Source organism: uncultured Algibacter sp. (assembly GCF_947495925.1).
Classification (GTDB): Bacteria; Bacteroidota; Bacteroidia; order Flavobacteriales; family Flavobacteriaceae; genus Algibacter_E.
In genome coordinates this window covers 433297-460096 of the sequence record NZ_CANMAU010000002.1, presented here as the reverse complement: position 1 = coordinate 460096, position 26800 = coordinate 433297, and the positions used below count along the sequence as shown (strand labels likewise).

Here is a 26800-nt window from a genome sequence, read left to right as displayed (position 1 = left end):
GAAAATAAGTATCTGTATTTCAACGAAAACGATTTCGGCTAAACACTTCCCCAAAAGCCAAAAAATCAAACGAGAAACTGAAATAAATCAGGCTTATCATTCAAATAATCGCCATAAAAATTATGTGCCTTCATTCTTGTAATTAAGGGTTCTAAATCTGCAGCTGATTTCAACTCTACTCCCACAACAGCAGATCCATTCTCTCGATTGGTCTTTTTTGCATATTGAAAGTAAGTGATATCATCATTGTCACCTAAAATATCAACAACAAACTCTTTTAAAGCCCCTGAGCGCTGTGGAAAATTAACTATAAAATAGTGTTTTAAATTGGCATATAATAAGGCGCGTTCCTTTATTTCCGGGGTTCTAGTAATATCATTATTACTACCACTTATAACGCAAACAACATTTTTACCTTTAATCTCTTCGGCATAAAAATCCAAGGCAGAAATACTCAAAGCACCTGCTGGCTCAACAACGATAGCATCCTTATTATAAAGTTCTAAAATAGTTTCACATACTTTACCTTCAGGAACGGTTAACATTTTATTCAAATTCTGTTTGCAGATATCAAAATTCAAATCTCCAACACGCTTTACGGCAGCTCCATCAATAAATTTTTCAATAGTCCTTAATGTTGTATTTTTATTATTACTTAAAGAAACAGTCATGGATGGAGCACCCTCTGGCTCTACACCAATAATTTTGGTTTTTGGAGATAATGATTTAAATACTGTCGACAACCCCGCTGCCAGTCCACCCCCACCAACAGCTACAAATAAATAGTCTATTGAAACTTCAGAATCCTCCAAAATTTCTAATCCAATAGTAGCCTGTCCTTCGATAACCTTTTCATCATTGAAGGGATGAATAAAAGTTTTCCCCAGTTCTTCACATTCCAACATAGCTGCATGATAGGCATCATCAAATGTATCTCCTATAAGTTTTATTTCAATAAATTCTTCACCAAACATTTTAACTTGGTCTACTTTTTGATTTGGTGTAGGCGCTGGCATAAATATGGTGCCTTTTATTTTTAACAATTTACAAGATAACGCAACACCTTGAGCATGATTTCCGGCACTAGCACAAACCACACCATGGTTATATTCGGTAGAAGTAAGTGAACTTATTTTATTGTAAGCACCTCTTATTTTATAAGAACGAACCTGTTGTAAATCTTCACGCTTAAAAAAAATATTTGCCTCAAATAACTTAGAATACCGTAAACTTAGAGTTAAAGGGGTAATGGCAGATACTTTTTTAATTGTTTCAGCTGCCATTTTCACACTTTCAATAGTAGGAAAATAAGTTTGTTTTTCCTGATTCATTATTACTTTTTTAGAGATATTTCAATAATGCAAGTTACAGAATAAAAATATTTCTAAACCTATAGTATTATAAATATAGTAAAACCTAAAAAGGGTCTTTTTAAATCAAAAAACTAAATTCAAAAAGAGACTAAAGGCAGGTGAAATCAAATTTTAATAAAAATTTAAATACCATATCAAATTAATATTTAGCTTTAGGTTTTAAATTAATACAGATATGTTTAAAGGTCATTTTATAGCATTTTTTATAATTCTAACGATTCAGAATTTTAGTTTTTCTCAAGAATTACCTTTTGGGTTTCCAGATACTGACAGAACGAAAAAAATAATAAATCAAGACTGGAAATTTCAGTTAGGACATCCAGATTCTGATAATTACAAATCAGATTTAGATGACTCAAACTGGGAAACCGTAACTATTCCGCATACATTGAAACTAACCTCATTAACGCTTGATGGTTTAAATGATAAAAAAACGCAACTATTGTTTCACAGAACTGTAGGATGGTATAGAAAACATATAAGTGTTAGTGATTCTAATAAAAAAGTATTTTTAGAATTTGAAGGGGCACATCAAGTTACAGATTTATGGGTTAACGGGAAACATGTTGGACAATATGGGGTTGGCGGTTATACACCTTTCCATTTTGACATTACAAGCTATGTGGAACGAGGAAAAATCAATCAAGTAACTTTGCTTTGTGATAATAGAAGAAATGAAATTGTCCCACCCGATCCAGGACCTTTTGATTATGTAAAATTTAGCGGCCTATATCGCGATGTCTATTTGGTTGAAACAAATCCTATTCATGTTACATTCAATTGGGAAAGCTTAAATTCTGGTGTAAATATAACAATCCCTACTATTGATCCTGTCAATAAAAATGCGACTATCAATATTAAAACTTCAGTTAAAAACGAAGGGACTCAAACTCAAAACGTAAAATTGGCAACTCGAATTATCGACAAGGAAGGCATTGTCATTATGAAACTTATTGATAATAAGGAGATCCCTTCGGGAATAGAATATCAATTTAATCAAATAGGTAGTTTAGAAGATGATGTTAAATTTTGGGATATTGATAATCCGTATTTATATCGTATCAATAGTGTTATTATTGTGAATGATAAAAATATTGACTTTGTTGAAAACAAAATAGGCCTTCGAAAATTTGAGCTAGATCCTGAAAAAGGGTTCATATTGAATAATAAACCTATAGAACTTATTGGTTTTAACCGCCATCAACAATATCCTTATATTGGTGATGCGGTTCCAAATTCACTCCATTATAAAGACATGCTCCAATTCAAGGAATTTGGGTTCAATATTATGCGAACCGCACATTACCCTCAAGATGATGCCTTGATAGAGGCTTGCGATGAATTAGGAATTTTAGTTTATGAAGAAGCTCCAACATGGATTTCAATGTCGCAGAAAAACGAGTGGTGGGACAACTTAGAAAGATCAGCCAGAACTATGGTGCGTAATCACAGAAATCACCCTTCCATAGTTATGTGGGGAGCAGGGGTAAATCATCGGGGCTATGTTCCTAGGGTTCATAATACCATTAAACAAGAAGACCCAATTCGCTTAACCGCTTCGCAAGGTGCACGATGGACAGGTTGGCAAGCTTCGGGTTTAACCGATATTAATGCCAATATGCTATACGGTCCTTTTCTTTGGGATAGATCAGAACCAATCTTCGCCATGGAAGGAGGCAGAGGAGCCGCTGCAGTCGCTCCATATAAAAAAGACCCTATGATGACTGGCTTAATTTCATGGACAGCTCATGCCTATTATACATTTCATCCATCGCATGATAAAGCCACTAATAAAGTGGATAGAACAAGAAGCGGTATGATGACTATTTTCAGGTTTCCCAGACCGGAATTTGAATGGTATAAATCTGAATTGGTAAAAAAACCTTTTATTCATATTGAAGAAAACTGGAACCCTGAGACCAGTGATATTACTGTTTTTAGCAATGCTGACGAGGTTGAATTACTTTTAAACGGAGAACCAGTTGCTAAAAACAGACCTAGTCAAGATACTATTTATGATGGTTTAGAGCATCCGCCATTTCATTTTAAAAATACAACCTACGCCCCAGGCATATTAAAAGCAAAAGGCTACTTTAAAGACGGAAAACCTATTGAAACTCAAAAGCAAACACCCGGAAAACCTTATGCACTACAATTAAAATTGGACACTTTAGGCAGAGATTTTGTTGCTGACGGTAATGATATTTTAATGGCCTATGCCACGGTTGTAGATAAAAATGGAACACCCCTTTTCGATGCTAAAAATTTAGTTACTTTTTCGGTTAAAGGTGATGGCAGTGTTGTAGGTGATAGCGCTAATATAAACGCTAACCCTATGTTCACAGAACATGGTGTTGCGCCTGCACTAATTAGAGCTGGAAATACCTCAGAAACGATTACGGTTTTTGCTAAATCAAAAGGACTAAAATCAGCTAAAACCGAAGTTACTTTGGTGCCCAACAACTCTAATTACATCCAAAAAAACGCCAAACCAATCTATGATTTCGCTCGTGAACGTGTTGATATTGGCGCTTCAGACCAGTTAACACAATTTGGATGGGACTTTTGGAATGGTACAGATGAAGGTAATAATCTGTATCAGTTTAAAGCATTTACAAATGTAACGGCAACTTTAACTACTGGTTCTTCTAATGGAATTTATAGATGGCTTGGTGAAATGAATGTAATTGGCAAATATGGATTTGCTTATGCAGACGGTGTTATTGCCATAGATAAGGACGGGCTCAATTTAACTTTTAATAATTTACCTGAAGGCACTTATAAATTGAAAACATGGCATCATGCACCAAGAAGTAATTCAGATTCTATGGACCCAAATAAAGATAAACTAAAAGGATTGACTATTCATAAATTACCTTATAAACAGACTTTAAAAATTTCTTCAAAAGCGATGAGTCAAGATGAATCAGTTCAGGTTACAGCTGGAGAGCAAATGCAATGGGAATTACCAGGAATGGCAGAATTTATGTTTTCTTCGGATGGAAAAACTCCTGTAATCATTAATTTTAATGGCGAAGGCAATAAAGGTATTTGGTTAAATGCCTTTGAGTTAAGCAAATGGAAATAAGCTTCTAAATTCTAAAGAAAAAAAACGAAAAACGAAAAAGCCTGTCAAAACAATAAAGTTTGACAGGCTTTTAAGAATGTTTAGTTTAGTTGTACTCTTTTCTATCTATACGATTGGCTTCATTGCCGTCATAGAAGATCTTAAAAACTCACCAACTTTTTCAACCGGATGCTCTCTTAAAACTTTATTGATTTCAATTAATTTCGCGTTATCAACACCTTCACCATTATCTGTAGCATAAGCTTTCCCGATAACATCCGTTTTAATGTTTTTCATGAAATCCGTTAGTAAAGGCTTACAAGCATGATCAAATAAGTAACATCCGTACTCTGCAGTATCAGAAATTACAGAGTTCATTTCATATAATTTCTTTCTCGCAATGGTATTTGCAATTAAAGGCGTTTCATGTAAAGACTCATAATAAGCAGAAGCATCAATAATTCCTGAATCTGTCATAGCTTCAAAAGCTAATTCTACACCAGCTCTTACCATGGCAACCATTAACACACCATTATCGTAATACTCTTGCTCTGAGATTTCAACATCTCCAGCAGGTGTTTTTTCGAAGTTCGTCTCTGCAGTTGCTGCTCTCCATCCTAATAAATCTTTATCATCGTTAGCCCAATCTGCCATCATACCTGCAGAAAAACGGCCTTCAATAATATCATCCATATGCTTTTGGAATAACGGACGCATAATATCTTTTAATTCTTCTGATAATTCAAAAGCTTTAATTTTTGCTGGGTTAGACAAACGATCCATCATATTGGTTACACCACCATACTTAAGACCCTCTGTTACAGTTTCCCAACCATACTGAATTAATTTTGAAGCATAACCAGCATCAATACCTTCTTCAATCATTTTATCAAAACAAAGGATAGAACCTGTTTGTAATAATCCGCAAAGAATAGTTTGCTCACCCATTAAATCAGACTTCACCTCAGCAATAAAAGAAGATTCTAAAACTCCTGCTTTATCACCACCAGTTGCAACAGCATAAGCTTTTGCTTGTGCCCAACCTTTTCCTTCTGGATCATTTTCTTCGTGTACCGCTATTAATGTTGGCACACCAAAACCTCTTTTATACTCCTCACGAACCTCTGAACCTGGAGACTTAGGCGCCACCATAATTACAGTAAGATCTTCACGAATTTGCATTCCTTCTTCAACAATATTAAAACCGTGAGAATAAGATAACGTTGCACCTTTTTTCATTAAAGGCATAACCGCATTTACGGCGTTTGTATGTTGCTTATCTGGCGTTAAATTTAACACTAAATCTGCAGTTGGAATTAACTCTTGGTATGTACCAACGTTAAATCCGTTTTCGGTAGCATTAATGAATGACTGACGCTTTTCTGCAATTGCAGCGTCTCGTAAAGTATAAGAAATATCTAAACCAGAATCTCTCATATTCAGCCCTTGATTTAAACCTTGAGCACCGCATCCTACGATTACAATTTTCTTTCCTTTTAAAGCATTTACTCCGTCCGCAAACTCAGAAGCGTCCATAAATCTACACTTCGATAATTGATTTAATTTATCTCTTAAAGACAGTGTGTTAAAATAATTTCCCATTTTAATTTTATTAGTATTACTATTGATTGTCGAATGCTGAAAGCAATTCGGTTATTTTCATTTCATCTTTGGTTACTGCTATTCTACCAGAACGTACAAATTGCATGATACCAAATACATTTAAATCTCTTCTTAAAGATTCTATTTCATGTCTTCTACCTGATTTCTCAAGCACAAAAAACTCTTTATTTACAGTAACTATATTAGAGTCACTTTCCTTAATTATATTTTGAATTTGAGGCTCGTCAAATAATAAATCGGATTTTATTTTGAACATACATGATTCTGTGAAAATAGTTTCTTCATCTGTATGATAATAAGCTCTAATAGTTTCAACTTGCTTTTCAATTTGCTTAACTATTTTTATCGCGTTCGTTTCGGTCATGTTAACCACAATAACGAATCGATTTACACCATCAATTTCAGACCTTGATGTTGTTAAACTTTCTATATTTATATGTCTACGCTGAAAAATTGCTGAAATACGATTTAATAAACCGATGTTATTTTCGGTATAAATTGATATCGTAAATGTTTTTATATCTTCGTTCATCTTTTCTTCTTTTTTTAGCTTAAACGTACATCTGAAACTGACGCACCTGAAGGAATCATTGGAAACACATTATCTTCTTTCTCCACGCAAACTTCTAAGAAATAAGATTCTTTTGACTGAATCATTTCTTTTACAGCTTCGGCCAATTCTTCACGCTTAACTACTTTCCTAGCTTTTATATAATACCCTTCTGCAATAGCAACGAAATTCGGATTTGTCATTTCAGTAGACGCATAACGCTTATCGAAAAACAATTGTTGCCATTGACGTACCATACCTAAAAACTCATTATTTAGAACGACGATTTTCACTGCTGTTTTCTGTTGAAAAATGGTTCCTAATTCTTGAATATTCATTTGGTAGCCACCATCTCCAATAATTGCAACAACTTCTCGCTCTGGCGCTGCCATTTTTGCACCAATAGCAGCCGGAAGAGCAAATCCCATAGTACCTAAGCCTCCTGATGTAATATTACTTTTTGTAATATTAAAATCGGCATATCTACAGGCAATCATTTGATGCTGTCCCACATCTGAAACAATTGCTGCATTACCTTCGCTTTCAATATTAATTTGCTTTAATACCTCACCCATGGTCAATCCTTCCTTAGTAGGCGAAAGATCATTTTTAATTACTTTATCATATTCAATTGCATACAAATCTTTAAACTCTTGCAACCATGATTCATGCGAGTTTTTATTTAAGGCCTGCTCCAGCATACCTAAACTTTCTTTTGAATCTCCTAAAACGGCTACATCAGTTTTTACATTCTTATCTATCTCAGCAGGATCAATATCAAAATGAATAACTTTGGCTTGTTTAGCATAGGTATTCAAATCGCCCGTTACACGATCATCAAAACGCATACCTATAGCAATAAGAACATCGCATTCATTGGTCAACCTATTTGGTGCATAATTACCATGCATCCCTACCATTCCAATATTTAAGGGATGAGATGTTGGCAAAGCAGAAGCACCAAGAATAGTCCAAGCAGCAGGAATTCCCGCTTTTTCTATAATAGCTTTCAACTCTTGTTCAGCTTGACCTAAAATAACACCTTGACCCCAAACTATCATAGGTTTTTTCGCATTATTAATTAATTCTGCAGCGACATCAATAGACTCTTGACTTGTTTTAGGTACGGGTTTATAACTTCTTACACCTGTGCATTTCTCATATTTAAAATCGAATTCTGATACTTGAGCATCTTTGGTAATGTCAACTAATACTGGTCCTGGGCGTCCGCTTTTTGCAATGTAAAATGCCTTAGCCAAAGCCACAGGTATATCCTCTGCTTTAGTAACTTGACAATTCCATTTGGTAACTGGTGTAGAAATACCAACAATATCTGTTTCTTGAAAAGCATCGCTCCCTAATAAGTGTGAAAACACTTGCCCAGTAATGCAAACTAGTGGTGTTGAATCTATTTGTGCATCTGCAATTCCAGTAATTAAGTTAGTAGCTCCTGGACCTGAGGTTGCCATTGCAACTCCCACTTTTCCAGATATTCGTGCATAACCCTGAGCAGCATGCGCAGCACCTTGCTCGTGGCGTGTTAATACGTGATGAATTTGATCTTGAAATTTATATAATTCATCATAAACAGGCATAATAGCACCTCCTGGGTACCCATAAAGAACATCAACACCTTCAGCCATCAAACTTCTTACTATAGCTTCACTTCCAGTTATACGTTGTGTTTTTTCTGCCACTTCTTGTTTATTATTAATTGTTTGTGTTTTCATAGTTCTCAGTGTTTTGAGATTTCTGCTTTTGCAGAAATGAAAAAAATCTATGTTTATGCATCAGTAACACAGCCCTTTGAAGCAGATGCTACAGATTTTGCATATTTATATAATATTCCTTTTTTATGTTTTAAAGCTGGTTCTACCCATTGTGCTTTTCTTTTGGCTAATTCTTCATCAGAAAGTAAGACATCAATAGCGTTATCAACGGCACTAATTCTAATTTTATCTCCCGTTTTTAACAAGCCTATAGTCCCTCCTGATTGAGCCTCCGGTGTTATATGACCAACAACAAACCCGTGCGTACCTCCAGAAAAACGACCATCTGTAATTAGCGCAACCGATTTTCCTAAACCAGCACCCATGATTAGTGAGGTAGGTTTTAACATTTCTGGCATACCTGGTCCTCCTTTTGGTCCGACATACCTAATGACGACGACATCACCTTTTTCAACTTCTCCATTTGAAATACCAGTGTTTGCTGCTTGCTCACCATCATAAACCACAGCTTTACCTTCAAACAATAAGCCTTCATTACCCGAAATTTTTGCTACAGCACCTTCAGTCGCTAAGTTTCCATAAAGAATCTGTAAATTTCCTGATGGTTTTAAAGCTTTGTCCTTTGGATAAATAACTTGTTGGTCATCTTCAAAAGAAAGCGGTTCAACATCTGCTAAATTTTCTGCTAGTGTTTTTCCTGTTACTGTTAAACAATCTCCATATAAATAACCATTATCTAATAAATATTTCATAACCGCTGGAGTCCCACCAACACCATGAACATCTTCCATTAGATATTTTCCACTTGGTTTTAAATCTCCTATTAAAGGCGTTCTATCGCTTACTCGTTGAAAATCTTCTAAAGTAAAATCAATATCGGCAGCATGAGCAATAGCCAAGAAATGTAATACAGCATTAGTAGAGCCACCAAGCGCATTCACCACAGTAATGGCATTTTCAATAGATTTTTTAGATATAATATCTAAAGGTTTTAAATCTAATTCCAACAAATTCTTTATCGCTATTGCTGTTCTTTCACTTTCAGAAAGTTTATTAGGGTTTTCTGCGGGAATCGAAGAATTATAAGGTAAGGCAAACCCCATACACTCTATGGCCGAAGCCATAGTATTTGCGGTATACATTCCTCCACATGCGCCAGCCCCAGGAATTGATCTCTTAATAATTTCTTTATACTCATCTTCACCTATTTCTCCCGCAACCTTTTGCCCTAAAGCTTCAAAAGCTGAAACGATATTTAATTTTTTTCCTTTATAGTTACCCGACTTGATAGTACCACCATACATCATAATTGAAGGTCTATTTAGACGCAACATCGCAATTACTGCCCCAGGCATATTTTTATCACAACCAACAATTGAAACAAGAGCATCATAACTTTGAGCATTTACAACAGTTTCGATTGAATCTGCAATAATATCTCTTGAAGCCAAAGAATAATTCATTCCCGAAGTACCCATTGAAATTCCATCACTAACTCCTATTGTATTAAAACCTAAACCAACTAATCCTGCTATATTGCATTCAACCTTCACTTCATCTTTTAAACCATTTAAGTGCATATTACATGGATTACCGTCATATCCGGTACTTGCAATCCCCACTTGTGCCTTATTCATATCTTCATCTGAAAAACCAACTGCGTAAAGCATGGCCTGAGATGCTGGCTGAGATTCGTCCTGTGTTAGTCTTTTACTATGTTTGTTTAATTCTTTCATGTTTTTGTTGCAAATAGTTTTATGCTTGGTCTCATTTAACTTTAATATTCTAATAATTTTAAGATTTTTAACATAAACTCCTTAAAATAAGCTTCGAAAGTAATTTATTAACCTTTTAAACTATATTTTCTTTATTATTTCTAGTTAAATTCAGGACTACAAAAAACAATTCAAACCACTGATTTTAAGACATTTAAATCCATATTTTTATGATGTCCAAAACAAAAAAATAATGTGCAAAAAACGCCTTTTAATCCTGAAAGTCATTTTTAAATATATTTTAGAATAAAAATATTATTCCTCAATATGGTAATTCCATCACAATGACATTAACAAGACTGCTATTTAGAAAGTTTTTTTTCATTTAATTCGACAAATATTTACAAATTAAAACGAGCTAACTAGTTTTAATTTGTAAAAAAAAGAGCGTCATATTCTATATTTTATTTATTTTTGCGAACACAAATAATAGAGGAAAGATTTGACTGATTGCAACCTCTTTATACTAAAGTTAATTTAGTATAAAACAAAAATGCTAAAGGCAGTGTAAACTTCCTTCGACGTTATCGTCAAATCTTACCATAAAATTAAAAATATGGCTTATTTATTCACTTCAGAAAGTGTTTCTGAAGGACACCCAGACAAGGTAGCTGATCAAATTAGTGATGCTTTAATTGATAATTTTTTAGCCTTTGATGTCGACTCAAAAGTTGCTTGCGAAACTTTAGTAACAACCGGTCAAGTTGTACTTGCTGGAGAAGTAAAATCAAAAACGTATTTAGATGTCCAGAAAATCGCTAGAGACACTATTAACAAAATCGGCTATACAAAAGGCGAGTATATGTTTGATGGTAATTCTTGCGGTGTGTTTTCGGCAATTCACCCTCAATCTCCAGATATTAACCAAGGTGTAGATAGAGGAACTAAAGAAGAACAGGGGGCTGGAGACCAAGGTATGATGTTTGGTTATGCCACGAACGAAACTGAGAATTTCATGCCCTTAGCATTAGATTTATCACATCGTATTTTAATTGAATTGGCCGACTTAAGAAGAGAAGACAAGGATATCAAATATTTAAGACCAGACTCTAAAAGCCAAGTAACTATTGAATATAGCGATGATAACATCCCTCAGCGTATTGATGCTATTGTAGTTTCTACACAGCATGACGATTTTGATGAAGACGAAGCTATGTTGGCAAAAATTAGGAAAGATATTGTTGACATACTAATTCCAAGAGTCGTTTCAAAATTGCCTGAGAATCTTCAGAAACTCTTTAATAATAATATCACTTACCACATTAACCCCACAGGTAAATTTGTAATTGGAGGTCCGCATGGAGACACCGGTCTAACTGGACGAAAAATTATTGTTGACACTTATGGTGGAAAAGGTGCCCATGGTGGTGGCGCTTTTTCAGGTAAAGACCCTAGTAAGGTAGACAGAAGTGCTGCCTATGCAACGCGACATATAGCCAAAAACCTTGTAGCTGCAGGTGTAGCCGATGAAGTTTTAGTGCAGGTAAGTTATGCTATTGGTGTTGTTGAACCTATGGGGATTTTTATTGACACCTATGGAACTTGTGCGTTTAATATGACTGATGGAGAAATTGCAAAAAAAGTATCTGAAATTTTTGACATGCGACCTTTCTCCATTGAAGAACGACTAAAATTACGTTCTCCTATGTATAGTGAAACAGCTGCTTATGGCCATATGGGTAGACAACATAAAACAGTAAGAAAAACATTCTCGCAACCCAATGGCGAATCTAAAACACTTGATGTAGAACTATTTACTTGGGAGAAACTTGACTATGTTAATAAAGTAAAAGAAGTGTTTGGTCTATAGACTACTTCCTAAATAAATTTTCAAAGCCTTGTCATTTTTCTTCAAGGCTTTTTTTTTGCACAAAAATTAATCAACACTTCCAAAGTTCATAAATCAAAAACTGAATCCATTTCTTAAGAGGTTTTAAAAAAGAGTTTTCTACTCTACTTTAACTAGACAATTCATAATTCTATCCGAAATAAATCATTTCTTATAATTCTAAAAACTAGTTTTATAGTATTTTTAACCTTCAAACTAAGATTTGGCAAAACTTACTATTTTTTGCGATTCATTTGCATCAGCTGAAATAGAATGCCAATAAATAACTAAACTATTAGTCCTTATGAAAACCCCTGCAGGCTTCAAACGCTTACTCATTAAAATTGCTCCAATTTCTTTTATCGTATTAATCACCCTTATATCATGTAAGTCTAATACCCAAGTTGAGCCGAAATTAGAATTGAGTCGAGAAGTCGATTTTAATTTTGATTGGAAATTTAAACTACAAAAAGACACCTTAAAGCCTACCAATCTACCTTTAAAGGATGATGACTGGCGAGACATAAGACTACCCCATGATTGGAGTGTTGAAATGTCTTTTGATTCTATTTATGAAGGTGCAACTGGATATCTTCCTGGCGGAGTTGGTGTATACCAAAAACACTTCAAAACACCAGCCAATAAGGCTAACATGAGTACTTTCGTACTTTTTGACGGTGTATATAACAACGCTACGTTTTGGCTTAACGGAAAGTTATTAGGAGAAAACCCTTATGGCTATTCCCCTGTTTATTTTAACCTAACAGAGCATTTAAAAGAAGGGGCTGAGGACAATATTCTTACAGTACATGTTGACCATTCTAGATATTCTGATAGTCGTTGGTATACAGGAAGCGGTATTTATAGAAATGTAAAATTGATAACAGTAAATAAACTACACATTCCTATTTGGGGAACATATTTAACGACACCTGAAATTTCTGATGAAGCTGCTAAAATTCATCTAGAAGTCAAAGTAAACAATGAATTTTCGGAGAATCAAGCATTCACCTTATCTACAAAAATTTTAGATGGTACTGGAACTCAAGTTACTCAACATTCAGAAGAAGTCACACTAACTCCGACTGCAGAAAATACTTTTGTTCAAAATCTGGAAGTGTTGAATCCGAACCTTTGGAATACCGAAAACCCGAACCTTTACAAAGCTGTTACAACTATTTCTCAAAAAGGAGAAATTTTAGATGAATACGCGACACCTTTTGGAATTAGAAGTTTAGAATTCAATAGAGAATTTGGATTTAAACTAAATGGTCAGGTTACGGATGTAAAAGGTATTTGTATTCATCATGCAGCTGGCCTAGTAGGTGCTGCTGTTCCTAAAGATGTTTGGAGAAGACGTTTTGAAAAACTAAAAGCGTGTGGCGTTAACGCCATACGCACAGCCCACAATCCATACTCTAAAGAGTTTCTGGATTTATGCGACGAAATGGGCATACTTGTACAAAATGAATTTTTTGATGAATTCGATTATGCCAAAGACAAACGTAATAATTACCACGATCGCCATGATGATTATATTACTAGAGGATATGTTGAACATTTTAGAGAATGGAATAAAAGTGATTTAACACGAACTATGCTTCGCGATAGAAATCACCCTAGCGTATTTCAATGGAGCATAGGTAATGAAATTGAATGGACTTACCTGCACTATAGATTTGTAACTGGATTCTGGGAAAATCCAGATGAACCTCAAAATTCTGGGAAATATTGGGGCAGTGCTCCTATGTTTTCTGCCGAGGAAATGAAAGCACGTTATGACGCTAGTAAAAAAGGAGAATTCATCTTAGCTGAAACTGCAAAGAAATTAACTGAATGGACAAAAGAGCTTGACACCACGCGCCCTATAACGGCAAATTTTGTGGTACCTCAAACCAGTATGGTAAGTGGCTATGCTGATGCCGTAGAAATTGCTGGATTTAGTTATCGTAATAAAGATATTCCTTGGGCACTAAAACATTTTCCTAATAAGCAGATAACTATTAATGAAAACCCGGGAACATGGGATGATTGGAAACAAGTTTTAGAAAACCCAGGTGTGTTTAGCATTTTTATGTGGACTGGCATTGACTATATGGGAGAACGTCATGGTGATTGGCCTAATAAAAGTGGCTGGGGTGATTTGCTCGATTTAGCTGGTTTTAAATATCAAGGTTTTAATTATTTCAAAAGTATTTGGATAAACAAACCTCATATTTCCATTGGTACATTACCAATTGCAGAATCTGGATTTAAAGCTAAAGGAGTTTCTGGACAACAATTGCCAGAAAACTCAGGATCTTTTAATTGGAGAAATTCTAATATGCATTGGAATTATGAACCAGGAGAAATGGTCGTGGTTGAAGTATGTTCAAACCACACTATTGTAGAGCTATTACTTAACGGAAAAACCCTAGGAAGGAGAAGCATGTCTGAAAGCCCAGACCGATTATTCCGATGGACTATTCCTTTTGAAGCAGGTACTCTTACAGCAAAAGCTGGTTTTGATGGTCAAGAGGTTATTGCCGAATTACATACCACATCCAAACCGGTTGAGTTAAAATTCACTGCTGATGTGGAAACACTTAAAGCTGATGGTTATGATGTAGCCCATTTAGAAGTACAATTAGTAGACGAAAAAGGATATGCCGTTAAAACTGAAAACACAAATATTGAATTTATTGTTGAAGGTGATGCGAGATGGCTAGGTGTTGATAATGGCGCACGCGATAACTTACAGGACTTTCAATCTAAAAAAATTACTACATCAAAAGGAAGATGTTTAGGAATTATTCAATCGAATAAAACATCCTCAGGCATCATTAAAATAACTGCTAAGGCAAAAGGCTTTGCTGATAAAACAGTGAGTATCTCTATTAAATAAAAGATCATTTACCTATAACTGTAAAGACTTAAATAACAGATACAATTATAAAAATGGCAAATCAAAAATTAACAATCGTAGCTAGAATTTTAGCAAAGGAAGAAAAAAGAGAACTCGTAAAAACGGAATTACTCAAACTAATAGACATTACTAAAGCAGAAAAAGGATGCATAAATTATGATTTGCATCAGGACAATGAGAATGAAAACCTGTTTTTATTTTTTGAGAATTGGGAAAATAGGGACTTATGGCAAACACATATGGGCAATTCGCATTTAGCTGAATATTTGAAAGCAACTAATGGTGCCGTGAAAGAGTTTACATTAAATGAAATGACACATATAGGATAACAGTTAATATTACAACTTGGATTTCAAAAGGCCATGTAAATATTTACAAGGCCTTTTATTATTCCCATACTTTACTTTATAAAAAATAAGCTATCTTAGTTAAGCATCGAGTATTTTTATCGCTTTACTAGACTGCTTCTTAAATAGAAAAAAAGAGAAACCGCAAATTGATGAGTTATTATCATAAAAAAAATATTTCACTCTTTTTAATAATTCTAATCTATGGATGTTCAACGTCTAACAAGCAATTATTTGTCCAGGGCGTAAGTAAAACTCATCAATTAACCTCAAATCATACATGGTTATCTCACGAACATATTTTAGTCGATTTTATAGGCGCCGACAGTATACAGCCTACTACATGGAATCATGATACGATAATAAAAAAAATACTACCTTATCTTGAGGAAATTAAAGTGTTCGGTGTAAATTATTTTGTAGATGCCACACCAAACTATTTAGGAAGAGATGTATTGCTCCTAGAAAAAATCGCAAATAAGACTGGTTTAAGAATTATTACAAACACGGGACTATATGGTGCTCGAAACGATAAGTTTATTCCAAAATATGCAAAGAAAATGACCGCGCAAAACCTTGCCGAAATTTGGATAAACGAATATAAACATGGAATTGAAGGCACATCAATAAAACCCGGCTTCATAAAAATTGGTATTGATAACACAGAAAACTTAAGTGTTATGCATCAAAAGCTAGTAACAGCGGCAGCCATCACTCATTTAAAAACAGGACTAACCATAGCTTCTCATACTGGAAAAGCTACTGGATTATGGCCTCAACTAAATATTCTTGAAGCCATGAAAATTTCACCCGAGGCATTTATTTGGGTGCATGCCCAAGAAGAAAACGATAAAGACAACTACCTTAAAGCAGCAAAAAAAGGTTGCTGGATTAGCCTTGATGGATTAGGTTGGGAATTAGAAAAACATGTTGAAAAAATACTATTTGCAAAGGCAAATGGAATTTTAGACAGGATTTTAATTTCACATGATGCAGGTTGGTATGATCCACAAAAAAAAATACAAACTATAAAACCATATTCAGCAATATTTACCAGTCTGTATCCAAAACTAAAGTCTCATGGTTTTACTGATGAAGAATTTAACTTATTGACTTCAATCAACCCATCAAAAGCTTTCTCGATTAAAATTAAGAACTTATCTCAAGTCGAATAGAAAAATGCAATTACACTTAATCCTTCTTATAAAAAATTATCTTAAAACTGAAAACCAAAAGATCCTGTAACTCCAAATTTTCTAGCATTTGGATTTTCAATAGGGTTTAAGTAATTACCCCTAAAATTAAAATCAATTCTAAACACCTTAAATATATTACCTATACCAAAACTATACTCATAGTAAGGCGAAGCCGAGGGCGCTACATATTCCAATCCAGTGGCATTAAGATCTTTACTTTCTTGAGATATATCTCCTATTACAGTCCTAAACCCTGCAATAGCTCTTAAATTCCATTTTTTAATTACTGGTATTCTTGAAAAAATACGTCCGTTAAAATTATGTTCTATATGAACAGCTGAGTATGAATCGGTCACAAACTCATAAAAATCCATTTGAGAAAATGTATTATAAATAGACCAATAGCTTTGATTACCAGGAATAACACTTAACAACCCTAAAGGCAAAGCACCAAAGGTTTTACCTGTTTCAATGGTGGTATTCAACCTTCCAAAAGCGCCAATTTGCCAAGGCTGTAAATATCTAAACTGTATTTTTGTATAATCAAAGTCATTACCTAATCTACCTTTAATACCTCTAGAAACCTGAGCAAAAAGTTGTGCATAATCATCATTAGCATGTAAACGTTCAACACCGTATCCGGTCATTTTCCTTCCAGGAAAATAAGATAAAGACAAAGCCGTTTCATACTGTTTCGTTTCTGAAGATACACCTGTAGGTGAATTAGGATCAAAATAATCTAAACTAAAAGTTGGCGATGCCGATTTTAATGTTCGGTAGCTCCCTCCTAATTTTATAACTAAATTTTTAACAGGCTCAAGTTCAAATGCTAAGGTTGTGAGATTAATATCGGTAAGTTTATCGTTAGGCGCAGTTGTAAAAAGCCCTGATGACGCTAAATTTCTACCCAAAACATCTGTAGAATATGTTAAACTTGCCCCTATTTGCTCAATATCCCTTCGGTTACCACCAGACACTATTAACCTGTTCTTTTTATCAATTAGCCACTTTCCAGAAATACCATACTTAAATTTATCATCTCTAAAACCATAAGCTAAAAAGCCTTCAATTCGCCATATATCATTTTTTCCAAAGTAAGTTCTTGCACCTGTTCTTAAACGCCAGCCTTCAACCTCATTAAATCCAACAGTCGAGAAAATGGGACCATAATCTAATGGTAACGAATTAAACTCTATATATCCTGAAGTTAATATACTTCCTAAATTATATAATCTCTTAAACTTTTTTACCGTTTTTAGGGTATCTAACATTTTATAAACCCCTTCTTCATCTTTATTGAGTTCCTCTAAACGTTTCTCCTCCCAAAAAGCATCATCCCGGTCATAAACATCCTTGTCAAAATAATTAACCTCCTCTTCATAAAACTTTTTATCCTTCTCTATATCAAATTCATAATTATCAAATAGAGTGGTTCGCTTTCCGTAAATCCCTCGTGATTTCTCCTTTTTATTTAAAGCAAATTCAGACATCATATAATCACGCTTAATAAGAAAGAGCGAATCACTTAACACCTCAAATTCTTGCTCAATATAGATTTCTTTAACCCAATTAATATTTGCACTTTTTGAAGCTTGTAAGTTAATATCTTTAATGGCATAGGTTGTATCTGCAACCCAAAAATCGCCTTTAAAAGTGAGTTCGTTTTTTCGTCTGGGATAGTAAATAATATTAAAGCACCACTTATTATCAATAAAAGCGCTATCTGATAAAACATAATTATAAGTATTTATTCCTGTTTTTGATAAGGGACTCACAAAACTTTTATCGAAGAACTTGAGGTAATTATCATAAATATTGAAATCTGAATATAAATCGCCTACAAAGTCAATAATCACTTGATTATCACTAAACCCTGAGTTTTTATTCCCTTCTAAAACACTCTTTGTTTTATTCAAATTATTATCACCATAAACCGTTGAAACCGCTTCATTAATAAATATCGGTAAATACGTTTTCCCGGTAACTCTCGATGTGTCAACTTTATCAAAAACAAACTCCATGCCCCTAAACAATTTACTTTTCATAAGGGCACTATCGACGGTATTAAGGTCAAATTCTACTTTTTCGTATTTATTGTATTGGTACTGATTAAATGTCTTTAAGCCATTACGCCGTTTATGTTCCCATATTTTTCTCAGAATATCAATAGCTGGGTTATTCTTTTTAGGTTGTTTTCCAGAAATTATAACTACCTCATTTAGTTGAGAAGCCGCTTCCAAAAGTGTAAACTCTAAATTATAACTTACTTTTTTGGTTAATGGAATATATAAAGTTTGATATCCTATAAATGATACCGTTAAATTATCCCAATTTTCATCAGATTCTAAATAAAACCTTCCATCTTCATTGGTAATTGTACCTTGAGTAGACCCACTAAAAATCACATTAGCAAAAGACACAGGTTCTTTATCCGCGTCATACACGTAACCACTCACCTTGGTTTGTGCATATGAAGTATAAACTCCAATAAAAAATAGCGCTATAAGTAATCTATTGCTCATAATACAAAAAAACTTCACCAACAATTATGTTAATGAAGTTTATATAACGTAGAAAATATTCTTTTATTTATACATCACCTTTTTTACTGCCTTGATAACATCCTCGCTATTGGGCAACCACTCCTCTAATAAAACAGGCGAATATGGCGCAGGAGTATCAGCCGTATTTATTTTCACAACAGGAGCGTCTAAATAATCAAACGCTTCAGATTGCACTAAATATGTAATTTCAGTAGCTACATTCCCAAAAGGCCACGCTTCTTCTAAAACAACCAGCCTATTTGTTTTCTTTACAGACTCAACAATAGCTTTTCTATCCATAGGACGAACCGTTCTCAAATCAATAATCTCACAAGAAATACCTTCTTTTTCTAACTCATCTGCCGCCTTGTAAGCTTCTTTAATGATTTTCCCAAAAGATACTATGGTTACATCCGTACCTTCTCGTTTAATATCAGCAACGCCTATTGGAATTATGTATTCACCTTCTGGTACCTCTCCCTTATCTCCATACATTTGCTCACTTTCCATGAAAATAACAGGATCTTCATCACGGATAGAAGCTTTCAATAAACCTTTCGCATCATACGGATTTGAAGGCACAACTACTTTTAAACCTGGTGTATTAGCAAACCAATTTTCAAAAGCTTGAGAGTGCGTAGCTCCTAACTGACCGGCAGAAGCTGTAGGCCCACGAAACACAATAGGACATTTAAACTGCCCACCAGACATCTGTCTGATTTTGGCAGCATTATTAATAATTTGATCAATTCCTACTAAAGAGAAATTAAAGGTCATATACTCTACAATAGGTCTATTACCTGTCATGGTAGAACCAATAGCTATCCCAGCAAAACCAAGCTCAGCAATTGGCGTATCAATAACACGTTTAGGACCAAATTCATCTAACATTCCTTTTGATGCTTTATACGCACCATTATATTCTGCTACTTCCTCTCCCATTAAATATACGCTTTCATCTCTGCGCATTTCTTCACTCATAGCTTCGCAAATAGCTTCTCTAAATTGAATTGTCTTCATTAAAATTTATTTTAATTCGAATTGCAAAAATAGGAATATTTCACAACACTTTAGTTAAAAAATTAATCCTAATCATACAAAAAATGAGCTATTATTTTGAGGATATTAAAAATATATAATTCTAAAGAGAAAAAATATTTATTTCTAGTAATAACATGTTTCTTGAGTATTCCTATATTAGATCAACTTAACCAATACTGTATTTCTATTTCCAGATAAGTCTTGTTCAGGTTAAGTTTGGGCATTAAAAAAATAAATAAAATAAAATTTTCTGAATATTTACTATGCATGCATAGTAAATATTCAGAATAAAATAATTAACTTCGTAGCCACAAAAAAACAAGACATTTTAATAGATAGACAAATGAAGATATTAGTGTGTATAAGTCATGTGCCAGACACAACTTCGAAGATTAATTTTACTGAGGGTGACACCAAATTTGACACCAATGGCGTGCAGTTTGTTATTAACCCAAATGATGAATTTGGTTTAACACGCGCCATGTGGTTTAAGGAAAAACAAGGTGCTAATGTAACCGTAATAAATGTTGGCGGAGCAGATACTGAACCTACACTTAGGAAGGCATTAGCTATTGGTGCAGATGCTGCTATAAGAGTAAATATGGCTCCAACAGACGGGTTTTCTGTTGCTAAACAGCTGGCAAACGTTATAACCGATGGCGGATATGATTTAGTGATTGCAGGACGAGAATCTATTGATTATAATGGCGGTATGGTGCCAGGAATGATAGCTGGTTTAACGGATGCTAACTTTGTAAATAACTGTATTGGTCTTGAAATAGATGGCACGAATGCAAAAGTTACAAGAGAAATTGACGGTGGTAAAGAAACCGTTTCTACTTCCTTGCCGTTGGTTATTGGTGGGCAAAAAGGACTTGTTGAAGAAAGCGACCTACGCATACCTAATATGAGAGGGATAATGATGGCTAGGAAAAAACCTCTAACAGTAGTTGAACCCACAAGCACTGATGCGGAAACTAGTTCGATTTCCTTTGAAAAACCAGCACCAAAAGGAGCAGTTACTTTGGTTTCTGCAGATAATTTAGACGAATTAGTCAACTTGCTTCATAATGAAGCTAAAGTGATTTAGTCGTTAATTAAATCATCCCAAACTTGATTAGGGATCTTTTAAAAAGTAAAGAAAAGATTAATACGATTCCCGCTTTCATAGGAATTGAAAAAGATAAAATATATTATGTCAGTTTTAGTATATACAGAATCAGAACAAGGTAATCTTAAAAAATCGGCCTTAGAGGTGGCTTCTTATGCAAAAGCAGTAGCTGATCAATTAGGAACTACCGTTTCAGCCATTGCCATTAATGCAAGCAACACGGATATTTTAGGCAACTACGGAGTGGATAAAATTTTAAACGTTCAAAATACGGCATTAGATAGTTTTAACGCGAACGCTTATGCTGCTGTTCTTAAGCATGCAGCTGAAAAAGAAGCATCTCAAATTATTGTAGTGAGTTCGAGCACTGACAGTAAATATTTGGCACCACTTCTTGCGGTTGGCTTAAATGCTGGTTACGCTTCAAATGTGGTTGCAACCCCTACTAGCACGAACCCATTCACAGTTAAACGAAACGCTTTTACCAATAAAGCCTTTGAAATAACTCAAATTAATACTGAAGTGAAAATACTTGGTGTTTCAAATAATGCTTTCGGATTGGTTGAGACTAGTGGTAATACTTCAGCGGAAGACTTCTCCCCTTCAATTCCAGAATCTAATATTACGGTAGAGTCCGTTGATAAGGCTTCAGATAAAGTAACTATAGCTGATGCGGAAATAGTAGTTTCTGCAGGAAGAGGATTAAAAGGCCCTGAAAACTGGGGTATGATTGAAGAATTAGCAGATGTTTTAGGAGCAGCAACTGCATGTTCAAAACCGGTTTCAGATTTAGGTTGGAGACCACATGGTGAACATGTTGGTCAAACAGGAAAACCTGTAGCTTCAAATTTATATATTGCTATTGGTATTTCTGGCGCTATTCAGCATTTAGCAGGTGTTAGTGCTTCAAAAGTAAAAGTTGTTATTAATACAGATCCTGAAGCTCCATTTTTTAAAGCGGCCGATTATGGTGTAGTTGGCGATGCTTTTCAGGTTGTTCCTGAACTTATTGAAAAATTAAAAGCCTTTAAAACACAGCAATAAATAATTTTTTATAAATTGTGTAGTACTATAGAACTGCTTAATTTAGCATTTCATACCAAATTCTGCTTTGGCAGTTGGTAAAGTTCTAAATTAAGCAGTTCTTTACGTTTTTTATAATATGAGTTTAGTAAAATTAAATATTAAGGGTATATCCTATAGTCAAACCCAAAACGGCGCTTACGCATTAATTTTAAATGAAGAAGACGGAGACCGAAAACTTCCTATTGTTATTGGTGCCTTTGAGGCACAGTCTATAGCCATTGCCTTAGAAAAAGAAATTAGCCCTCCAAGACCATTAACACACGATTTATTTAAAAACTTTGCCGACAGATTTGATATCGTAGTTAAGCAGGTAATTATTCATAAGCTTGTTGATGGTGTATTTTATTCAAGTTTAATTTGTGAACGTGATAAAATTGAGGAGATTATTGATGCTAGAACCAGTGATGCCATAGCCTTAGCTTTACGTTTTCAAGCACCTATTTTTACTTATAAAAACATTCTTGATAAAGCTGGTATTTACTTAAAAGTTAACCCTAAGAAGGAAGATGAAGATCAGGAGAATGAAGATAGTATTTTGATGGATGAATTAGTTGCTAATGAGTTAGAACCTAATGAACCTCGTGAAAATCTTCAAGGAAAAACCATCGAAGAACTTCAAAAATTGCTAGAAGAAGCTGTTACAAATGAAGATTACGAAAAAGCAGCTCATATTAGAGATGAAATCTCAAAACGTGAGTAAATCCTACCATTAAATTATGAAAAAGCTGTTTTTGTTTTTTGCCTTTTTTTTGTATTTATCAACAACAATTAGAGCGCAAAACAACAAAAACGAAGCCATTTCCACAAACCCTATCCAAGAAACTACGCTAGTTGATTCAACAGAATTAACTTTTGATAAAGTTGTTGAAAAAACAAGCACCAATAATTCAGAGGTTACGACTTCAGAATCGGCAATGAATTCCATTATTCCAAATCAAGGATTCTCTATAAATAGTTTATGGCGTGGCATTTTGGGCATGGTGTCCTTAATTTTCATTTCTTTTCTTTTTAGCAGTAACCGAAAAGCAATTAATTGGAGGGTTGTTGCGCTTGGCATAGCATTTCAATTACTAATTGCCATAGGTGTTCTAAAAGTAGATTTTATTAAGAATGTTTTTGAATTTATCGGCTACGTTTTTGTTCAGGTTCTTAAGTTCACCAAGGCTGGCAGCAAATTTTTGTTTGAAGGTTTAGTGGTAGATATGGACACTTTTGGATTCATTTTTGCTTTCCAAGTATTACCTACTATCATATTCTTTTCAGCTCTTACCTCGGTATTATATTATTTAGGTGTTATTCAAATTGTGGTTAAAGGCTTTGGGTGGTTATTATCCAAACTCCTTAAAATATCTGGCGCTGAAAGTTTAAGTGTTGCTGGCAACATCTTTTTAGGACAAACAGAAGCCCCGCTTCTCATTAAAGCCTATTTAGAAAAAATGAATAAGTCCGAAATGCTTTTGGTTATGATTGGTGGTATGGCCACAGTCGCTGGTGCAGTTTTGGCTGCATACATTGGTTTTCTTGGCGGTGATGATCCTGTCTTGCGCTTATTTTATGCAAAACATCTATTAGCAGCATCAGTCATGGCAGCTCCTGGTGCCATTGTTATTTCTAAAATATTATATCCTCAAACAGAATCTATTGATACAGATGTGAAAGTTTCCCAAGATAAAATAGGTTCCAACTTTTTAGATGCCATTGCTAATGGCACAACAGAAGGCTTAAAACTGGCTGTAAATGTTGGAGCCATGCTTTTAGTTTTTGTTGCGTTTATCGCCATGTTTAATTTTGGGTTTGATAAGATTGGATATTTTTCTGGTCTTAACAATTGGATTATGGAAAACACTAGATATGAAAATTTATCTCTAGAGTTTATATTAGGTTATGTGTTTGCACCATTAATGTGGTTAATTGGTATAGCAAAAGAAGATATGACATTGATGGGCCAACTTTTAGGTATAAAATTAGCTGCCAGTGAGTTTATAGGCTATATACAACTAGCAGACTTAAAAAATGTAGCTAATGTAACACATTTTAAATATGAAAAATCTATTATCATGGCCACCTACATGCTTTGTGGATTTGCTAATTTCGCTTCAATAGGAATTCAAATTGGAGGCATAGGCTCGTTAGCTCCGGGGCAACGTAAAACCCTATCTAAATTCGGTATGAAAGCACTTTTAGGAGGCACTATTGCCTCTCTAATTTCGGCTACTATTGCTGGAATGATTATTGGTTAAGACATAGCAGAAATTTTGCTAGTTAAAAAAAACACTAATCTGGTTGCAATAGAACATCAAAAAACTAATTATCCTCGTTAATAACTTTTTGATATAATCATTATCTAAATCAAATGGATAAGCATCATTTTTTTTAATTTCGTTTTCGCAGAATTATTTTTACAATCTGTAATTTTCAACTAATTAAATAAAAGATTCCGTTCTTACCAGAGGAATAAGCCATATGCAGCAATACCACGACTTAGTAAAACACGTTTTAGAAAACGGCAACGAAAAAGGAGACAGAACTGGAACAGGTACAAAAAGCGTTTTCGGACACCAAATGCGATTTGATTTAAGCGAAGGTTTCCCAATGGTAACTACTAAAAAGTTACACCTTAAATCTATTATTTATGAATTGCTGTGGTTTTTAAAGGGAGATACTAACACAAAATATTTAACCGAAAATGGTGTACGTATTTGGAACGAATGGGCAGATGAAAATGGAGATTTAGGCCCTGTTTATGGATACCAATGGCGTAACTGGAATGGTGATGAAATTGACCAAATAAAAGAAGTCATTACTGCTTTAAAAAACAACCCGAATAGCAGAAGGATGTTAGTTTCTGCTTGGAATCCTTCGGTGTTGCCTGATACTTCAAAAAGTTTTAGTGAAAATGTAGCCAACGGTAAAGCGGCACTGCCTCCATGCCATGCATTTTTTCAGTTTTATGTAGCCGACGGAAAATTATCTTGTCAGTTATACCAACGTAGCGCAGATATCTTTTTAGGTGTGCCCTTTAATATTGCATCTTATGCTTTATTCACCATGATGATGGCTCAGGTTTGTGGTTACCAAGCTGGGGAATTTATTCATACATTTGGTGATGCTCACATTTATAGTAATCATTTTGAACAGCTAGAATTACAATTATCTCGAGATATTCGCCCGCTACCAAAAATGATTTTAAATCCTGAAATTAACGATATTTTCGATTTTGATTTTGAGGATTTTTCTTTGGTAGATTATAATCCGCATCCACATATTAAAGGTGCTGTAGCGGTTTAAACAACTTACAAACAGTTGTTTATATTTTGATTTGTCAGAAAATTTGTTGACATTGTTGGTGCCCTAAGGTAAATTGTTACTAAAACCAACCAATAAATGACAAAAACTTCGTCTAAAACCAGACGAATTCATTCCTTGGATTCGTTAAGGGCCATCATGATGCTTTTAGGGCTTGTAATTCATTCTGCAATTACCTATGGCATATTTGATTATAAAGTTTGGAATTTAACAGACCCAAACACTTCGCATCTTTCGAACGATTTTATAGTGGGGATTATTCACGCCTTTAGGATGCAAACATTTTTTGTTATAGCTGGTTTTTTTGGCGCGATGTTGTTTTATGAGCGAAAACCTTCGAAAATGATTAAAAACCGGGTAGAACGCATACTATATCCTTTTATAGTATTTGTGCTGTTACTTTGGCCTACTATTATATTTTCTTTTGGTTACACTAGAAACATTTTTGAGGGAAATAGCAATGCTTTGGCTGACACGCTAGCCCTTTTTTCCAATTTGGAGATATTAATCCCTAAAAGTACGTTCCACTTATGGTTTTTGTACTATTTAATTTTAATAACCTTTGCATCAGTAGTTTTAGGTTTTGTGTTTAAAAAACTGCCCAAAGTTTCAAATCATATTTCAAATGGGTTTAGTTGGACCATTAAAAGACCTTTATTTCGGATTTTAGTATTGGCAAGTGTATCGGCCATAGTCTACCTTATAATGGGCGCGTCTTACGTAGAAACATCAGTTTCATATGTTCCTGATCTTAACACTTTCATTTTTTATTTCACCTTTTATATCATTGGTTGGATATTATATAAATCCAAAGATCTATTACACGTATTTATGAGGCATGATTGGATTAATGTGCTGTTGGCTAGCATTCTATTTTTAGTCTATTTTTTTATGAGAAGTGTTCTTAACTATGAGGCAAAAATTGTTTTAAAGTCTGTGATGGTCTGGTTATATGTATTTGGCATTACGGGCTTGTTTATTCGCTACGCAAACAAACATTCATCTAAAATGCGATACATTTCAGATTCATCATATTGGGTGTACTTAGTTCATTTGACTTTAACAGCAGTCATTCCAAGTTTTATTACAGATTGGAATATACCATCAACTTTTAAAATGTTATTTGTATTAATTACATCTGCCATCATAAGTTTTGTAAGCTACCATTATTTGGTAAGGCCAACTTTTATAGGAAGGTTCTTAAATGGAAGAACATATTCAAGAAAATTATCTGATATTAAAAAAGCCGAAAAACTCAAAGACATACAACCTGTTCTAGACAAATAATACGCTTATACTCCATAATAAAAAAGCACCTT

The 26800-nt window shown here is 34.3% G+C and carries 18 protein-coding genes; 11 read left to right on the top strand and 7 right to left on the bottom strand.

Annotated elements, in window-relative coordinates:
* Positions 1 to 65: 65 nt before the first annotated feature.
* Positions 66 to 1331, bottom strand: a complete 1266-nt coding sequence (ilvA, locus tag Q0857_RS05265) for a threonine ammonia-lyase IlvA (protein ID WP_298532858.1) — start codon at positions 1329 to 1331, stop codon at positions 66 to 68.
* 217 nt (positions 1332 to 1548) lie between these two features.
* Here ilvA and Q0857_RS05260 point away from each other — a divergent pair, with 217 nt between their 5' ends.
* Positions 1549 to 4461 carry a glycoside hydrolase family 2 TIM barrel-domain containing protein gene (locus tag Q0857_RS05260; protein WP_298532857.1) on the top strand — a complete coding sequence of 971 codons (2913 nt, stop codon included), beginning with the start codon at positions 1549 to 1551 and terminating at the stop codon, positions 4459 to 4461.
* A gap of 105 nt (positions 4462 to 4566) precedes the next feature.
* On the opposite strand, the gene ilvC is transcribed toward Q0857_RS05260, so the two are convergent.
* The 4 genes from ilvC to ilvD are packed head-to-tail and all read right to left on the bottom strand — an operon-like array spanning position 4567 to position 10079.
* Complete coding sequence (gene ilvC / locus Q0857_RS05255; RefSeq protein ID WP_298532856.1) at positions 4567 to 6042, bottom strand: ketol-acid reductoisomerase; 1476 nt, start codon at positions 6040 to 6042, stop codon at positions 4567 to 4569.
* A 19-nt stretch (positions 6043 to 6061) separates the two neighbouring features.
* On the bottom strand, positions 6062 to 6595 hold the full coding sequence (ilvN, locus tag Q0857_RS05250; RefSeq protein WP_298532855.1) for an acetolactate synthase small subunit: 534 nt from the start codon (positions 6593 to 6595) through the stop codon (positions 6062 to 6064).
* A gap of 14 nt (positions 6596 to 6609) precedes the next feature.
* Complete coding sequence (ilvB, locus tag Q0857_RS05245) at positions 6610 to 8343, bottom strand: biosynthetic-type acetolactate synthase large subunit (protein WP_298532854.1); 1734 nt, start codon at positions 8341 to 8343, stop codon at positions 6610 to 6612.
* Between the two features lie 53 nt (positions 8344 to 8396).
* The gene (gene ilvD, locus Q0857_RS05240) at positions 8397 to 10079 is read right to left on the bottom strand and encodes a dihydroxy-acid dehydratase (protein WP_298532853.1); all 1683 of its coding nucleotides are present in this window, start codon (positions 10077 to 10079) and stop codon (positions 8397 to 8399) included.
* A 595-nt stretch (positions 10080 to 10674) separates the two neighbouring features.
* Between ilvD and metK the strand changes: the two genes are divergently transcribed.
* The 4 genes from metK to Q0857_RS05220 all read left to right on the top strand — a co-directional run bounded on the left by metK (position 10675) and on the right by Q0857_RS05220 (position 16373).
* On the top strand, positions 10675 to 11928 hold the full coding sequence (gene metK / locus Q0857_RS05235; protein ID WP_298532852.1) for a methionine adenosyltransferase: 1254 nt from the start codon (positions 10675 to 10677) through the stop codon (positions 11926 to 11928).
* Positions 11929 to 12250: 322 nt separating this feature from the next.
* Positions 12251 to 14830 (top strand): glycoside hydrolase family 2 TIM barrel-domain containing protein, encoded by a 2580-nt coding sequence (locus tag Q0857_RS05230; protein ID WP_298532851.1) that lies wholly within the window; start codon positions 12251 to 12253, stop codon positions 14828 to 14830.
* 53 nt (positions 14831 to 14883) lie between these two features.
* Positions 14884 to 15180, top strand: coding sequence for a putative quinol monooxygenase (locus tag Q0857_RS05225; RefSeq protein WP_298532850.1), 297 nt, complete (start codon positions 14884 to 14886; stop codon positions 15178 to 15180).
* A gap of 170 nt (positions 15181 to 15350) precedes the next feature.
* Entirely contained in the window at positions 15351 to 16373 is a 1023-nt protein-coding gene (locus Q0857_RS05220) for a phosphotriesterase (protein WP_298532849.1), read from the top strand.
* Positions 16374 to 16414: 41 nt separating this feature from the next.
* Here Q0857_RS05220 and Q0857_RS05215 read toward each other — a convergent pair whose 3' ends face one another.
* Both Q0857_RS05215 and Q0857_RS05210 read right to left on the bottom strand, forming a co-directional pair.
* Positions 16415 to 18916: a DUF5686 and carboxypeptidase-like regulatory domain-containing protein gene (locus Q0857_RS05215; RefSeq protein WP_298532848.1), complete on the bottom strand. Its 2502-nt coding sequence runs from the start codon at positions 18914 to 18916 to the stop codon at positions 16415 to 16417.
* A 63-nt stretch (positions 18917 to 18979) separates the two neighbouring features.
* Positions 18980 to 19957 (bottom strand): pyruvate dehydrogenase complex E1 component subunit beta, encoded by a 978-nt coding sequence (locus Q0857_RS05210; RefSeq protein WP_298532847.1) that lies wholly within the window; start codon positions 19955 to 19957, stop codon positions 18980 to 18982.
* A gap of 364 nt (positions 19958 to 20321) precedes the next feature.
* Between Q0857_RS05210 and Q0857_RS05205 the strand changes: the two genes are divergently transcribed.
* From Q0857_RS05205 to Q0857_RS05180, 6 genes are all read left to right on the top strand, one after another.
* Positions 20322 to 21068 carry an electron transfer flavoprotein subunit beta/FixA family protein gene (locus Q0857_RS05205; RefSeq protein ID WP_298532846.1) on the top strand — a complete coding sequence of 249 codons (747 nt, stop codon included), beginning with the start codon at positions 20322 to 20324 and terminating at the stop codon, positions 21066 to 21068.
* 105 nt (positions 21069 to 21173) lie between these two features.
* Complete coding sequence (locus Q0857_RS05200; protein WP_298532845.1) at positions 21174 to 22133, top strand: electron transfer flavoprotein subunit alpha/FixB family protein; 960 nt, start codon at positions 21174 to 21176, stop codon at positions 22131 to 22133.
* Positions 22134 to 22251: 118 nt separating this feature from the next.
* Complete coding sequence (locus Q0857_RS05195; protein ID WP_298532844.1) at positions 22252 to 22875, top strand: bifunctional nuclease family protein; 624 nt, start codon at positions 22252 to 22254, stop codon at positions 22873 to 22875.
* A gap of 16 nt (positions 22876 to 22891) precedes the next feature.
* Positions 22892 to 24415, top strand: coding sequence for a nucleoside transporter C-terminal domain-containing protein (locus Q0857_RS05190; protein WP_298532843.1), 1524 nt, complete (start codon positions 22892 to 22894; stop codon positions 24413 to 24415).
* Positions 24416 to 24638: 223 nt separating this feature from the next.
* On the top strand, positions 24639 to 25463 hold the full coding sequence (locus tag Q0857_RS05185) for a thymidylate synthase (RefSeq protein ID WP_298532842.1): 825 nt from the start codon (positions 24639 to 24641) through the stop codon (positions 25461 to 25463).
* Between the two features lie 96 nt (positions 25464 to 25559).
* Positions 25560 to 26768 (top strand): acyltransferase family protein, encoded by a 1209-nt coding sequence (locus Q0857_RS05180; protein WP_298532841.1) that lies wholly within the window; start codon positions 25560 to 25562, stop codon positions 26766 to 26768.
* The last annotated feature ends 32 nt before the right edge of the window (positions 26769 to 26800 follow it).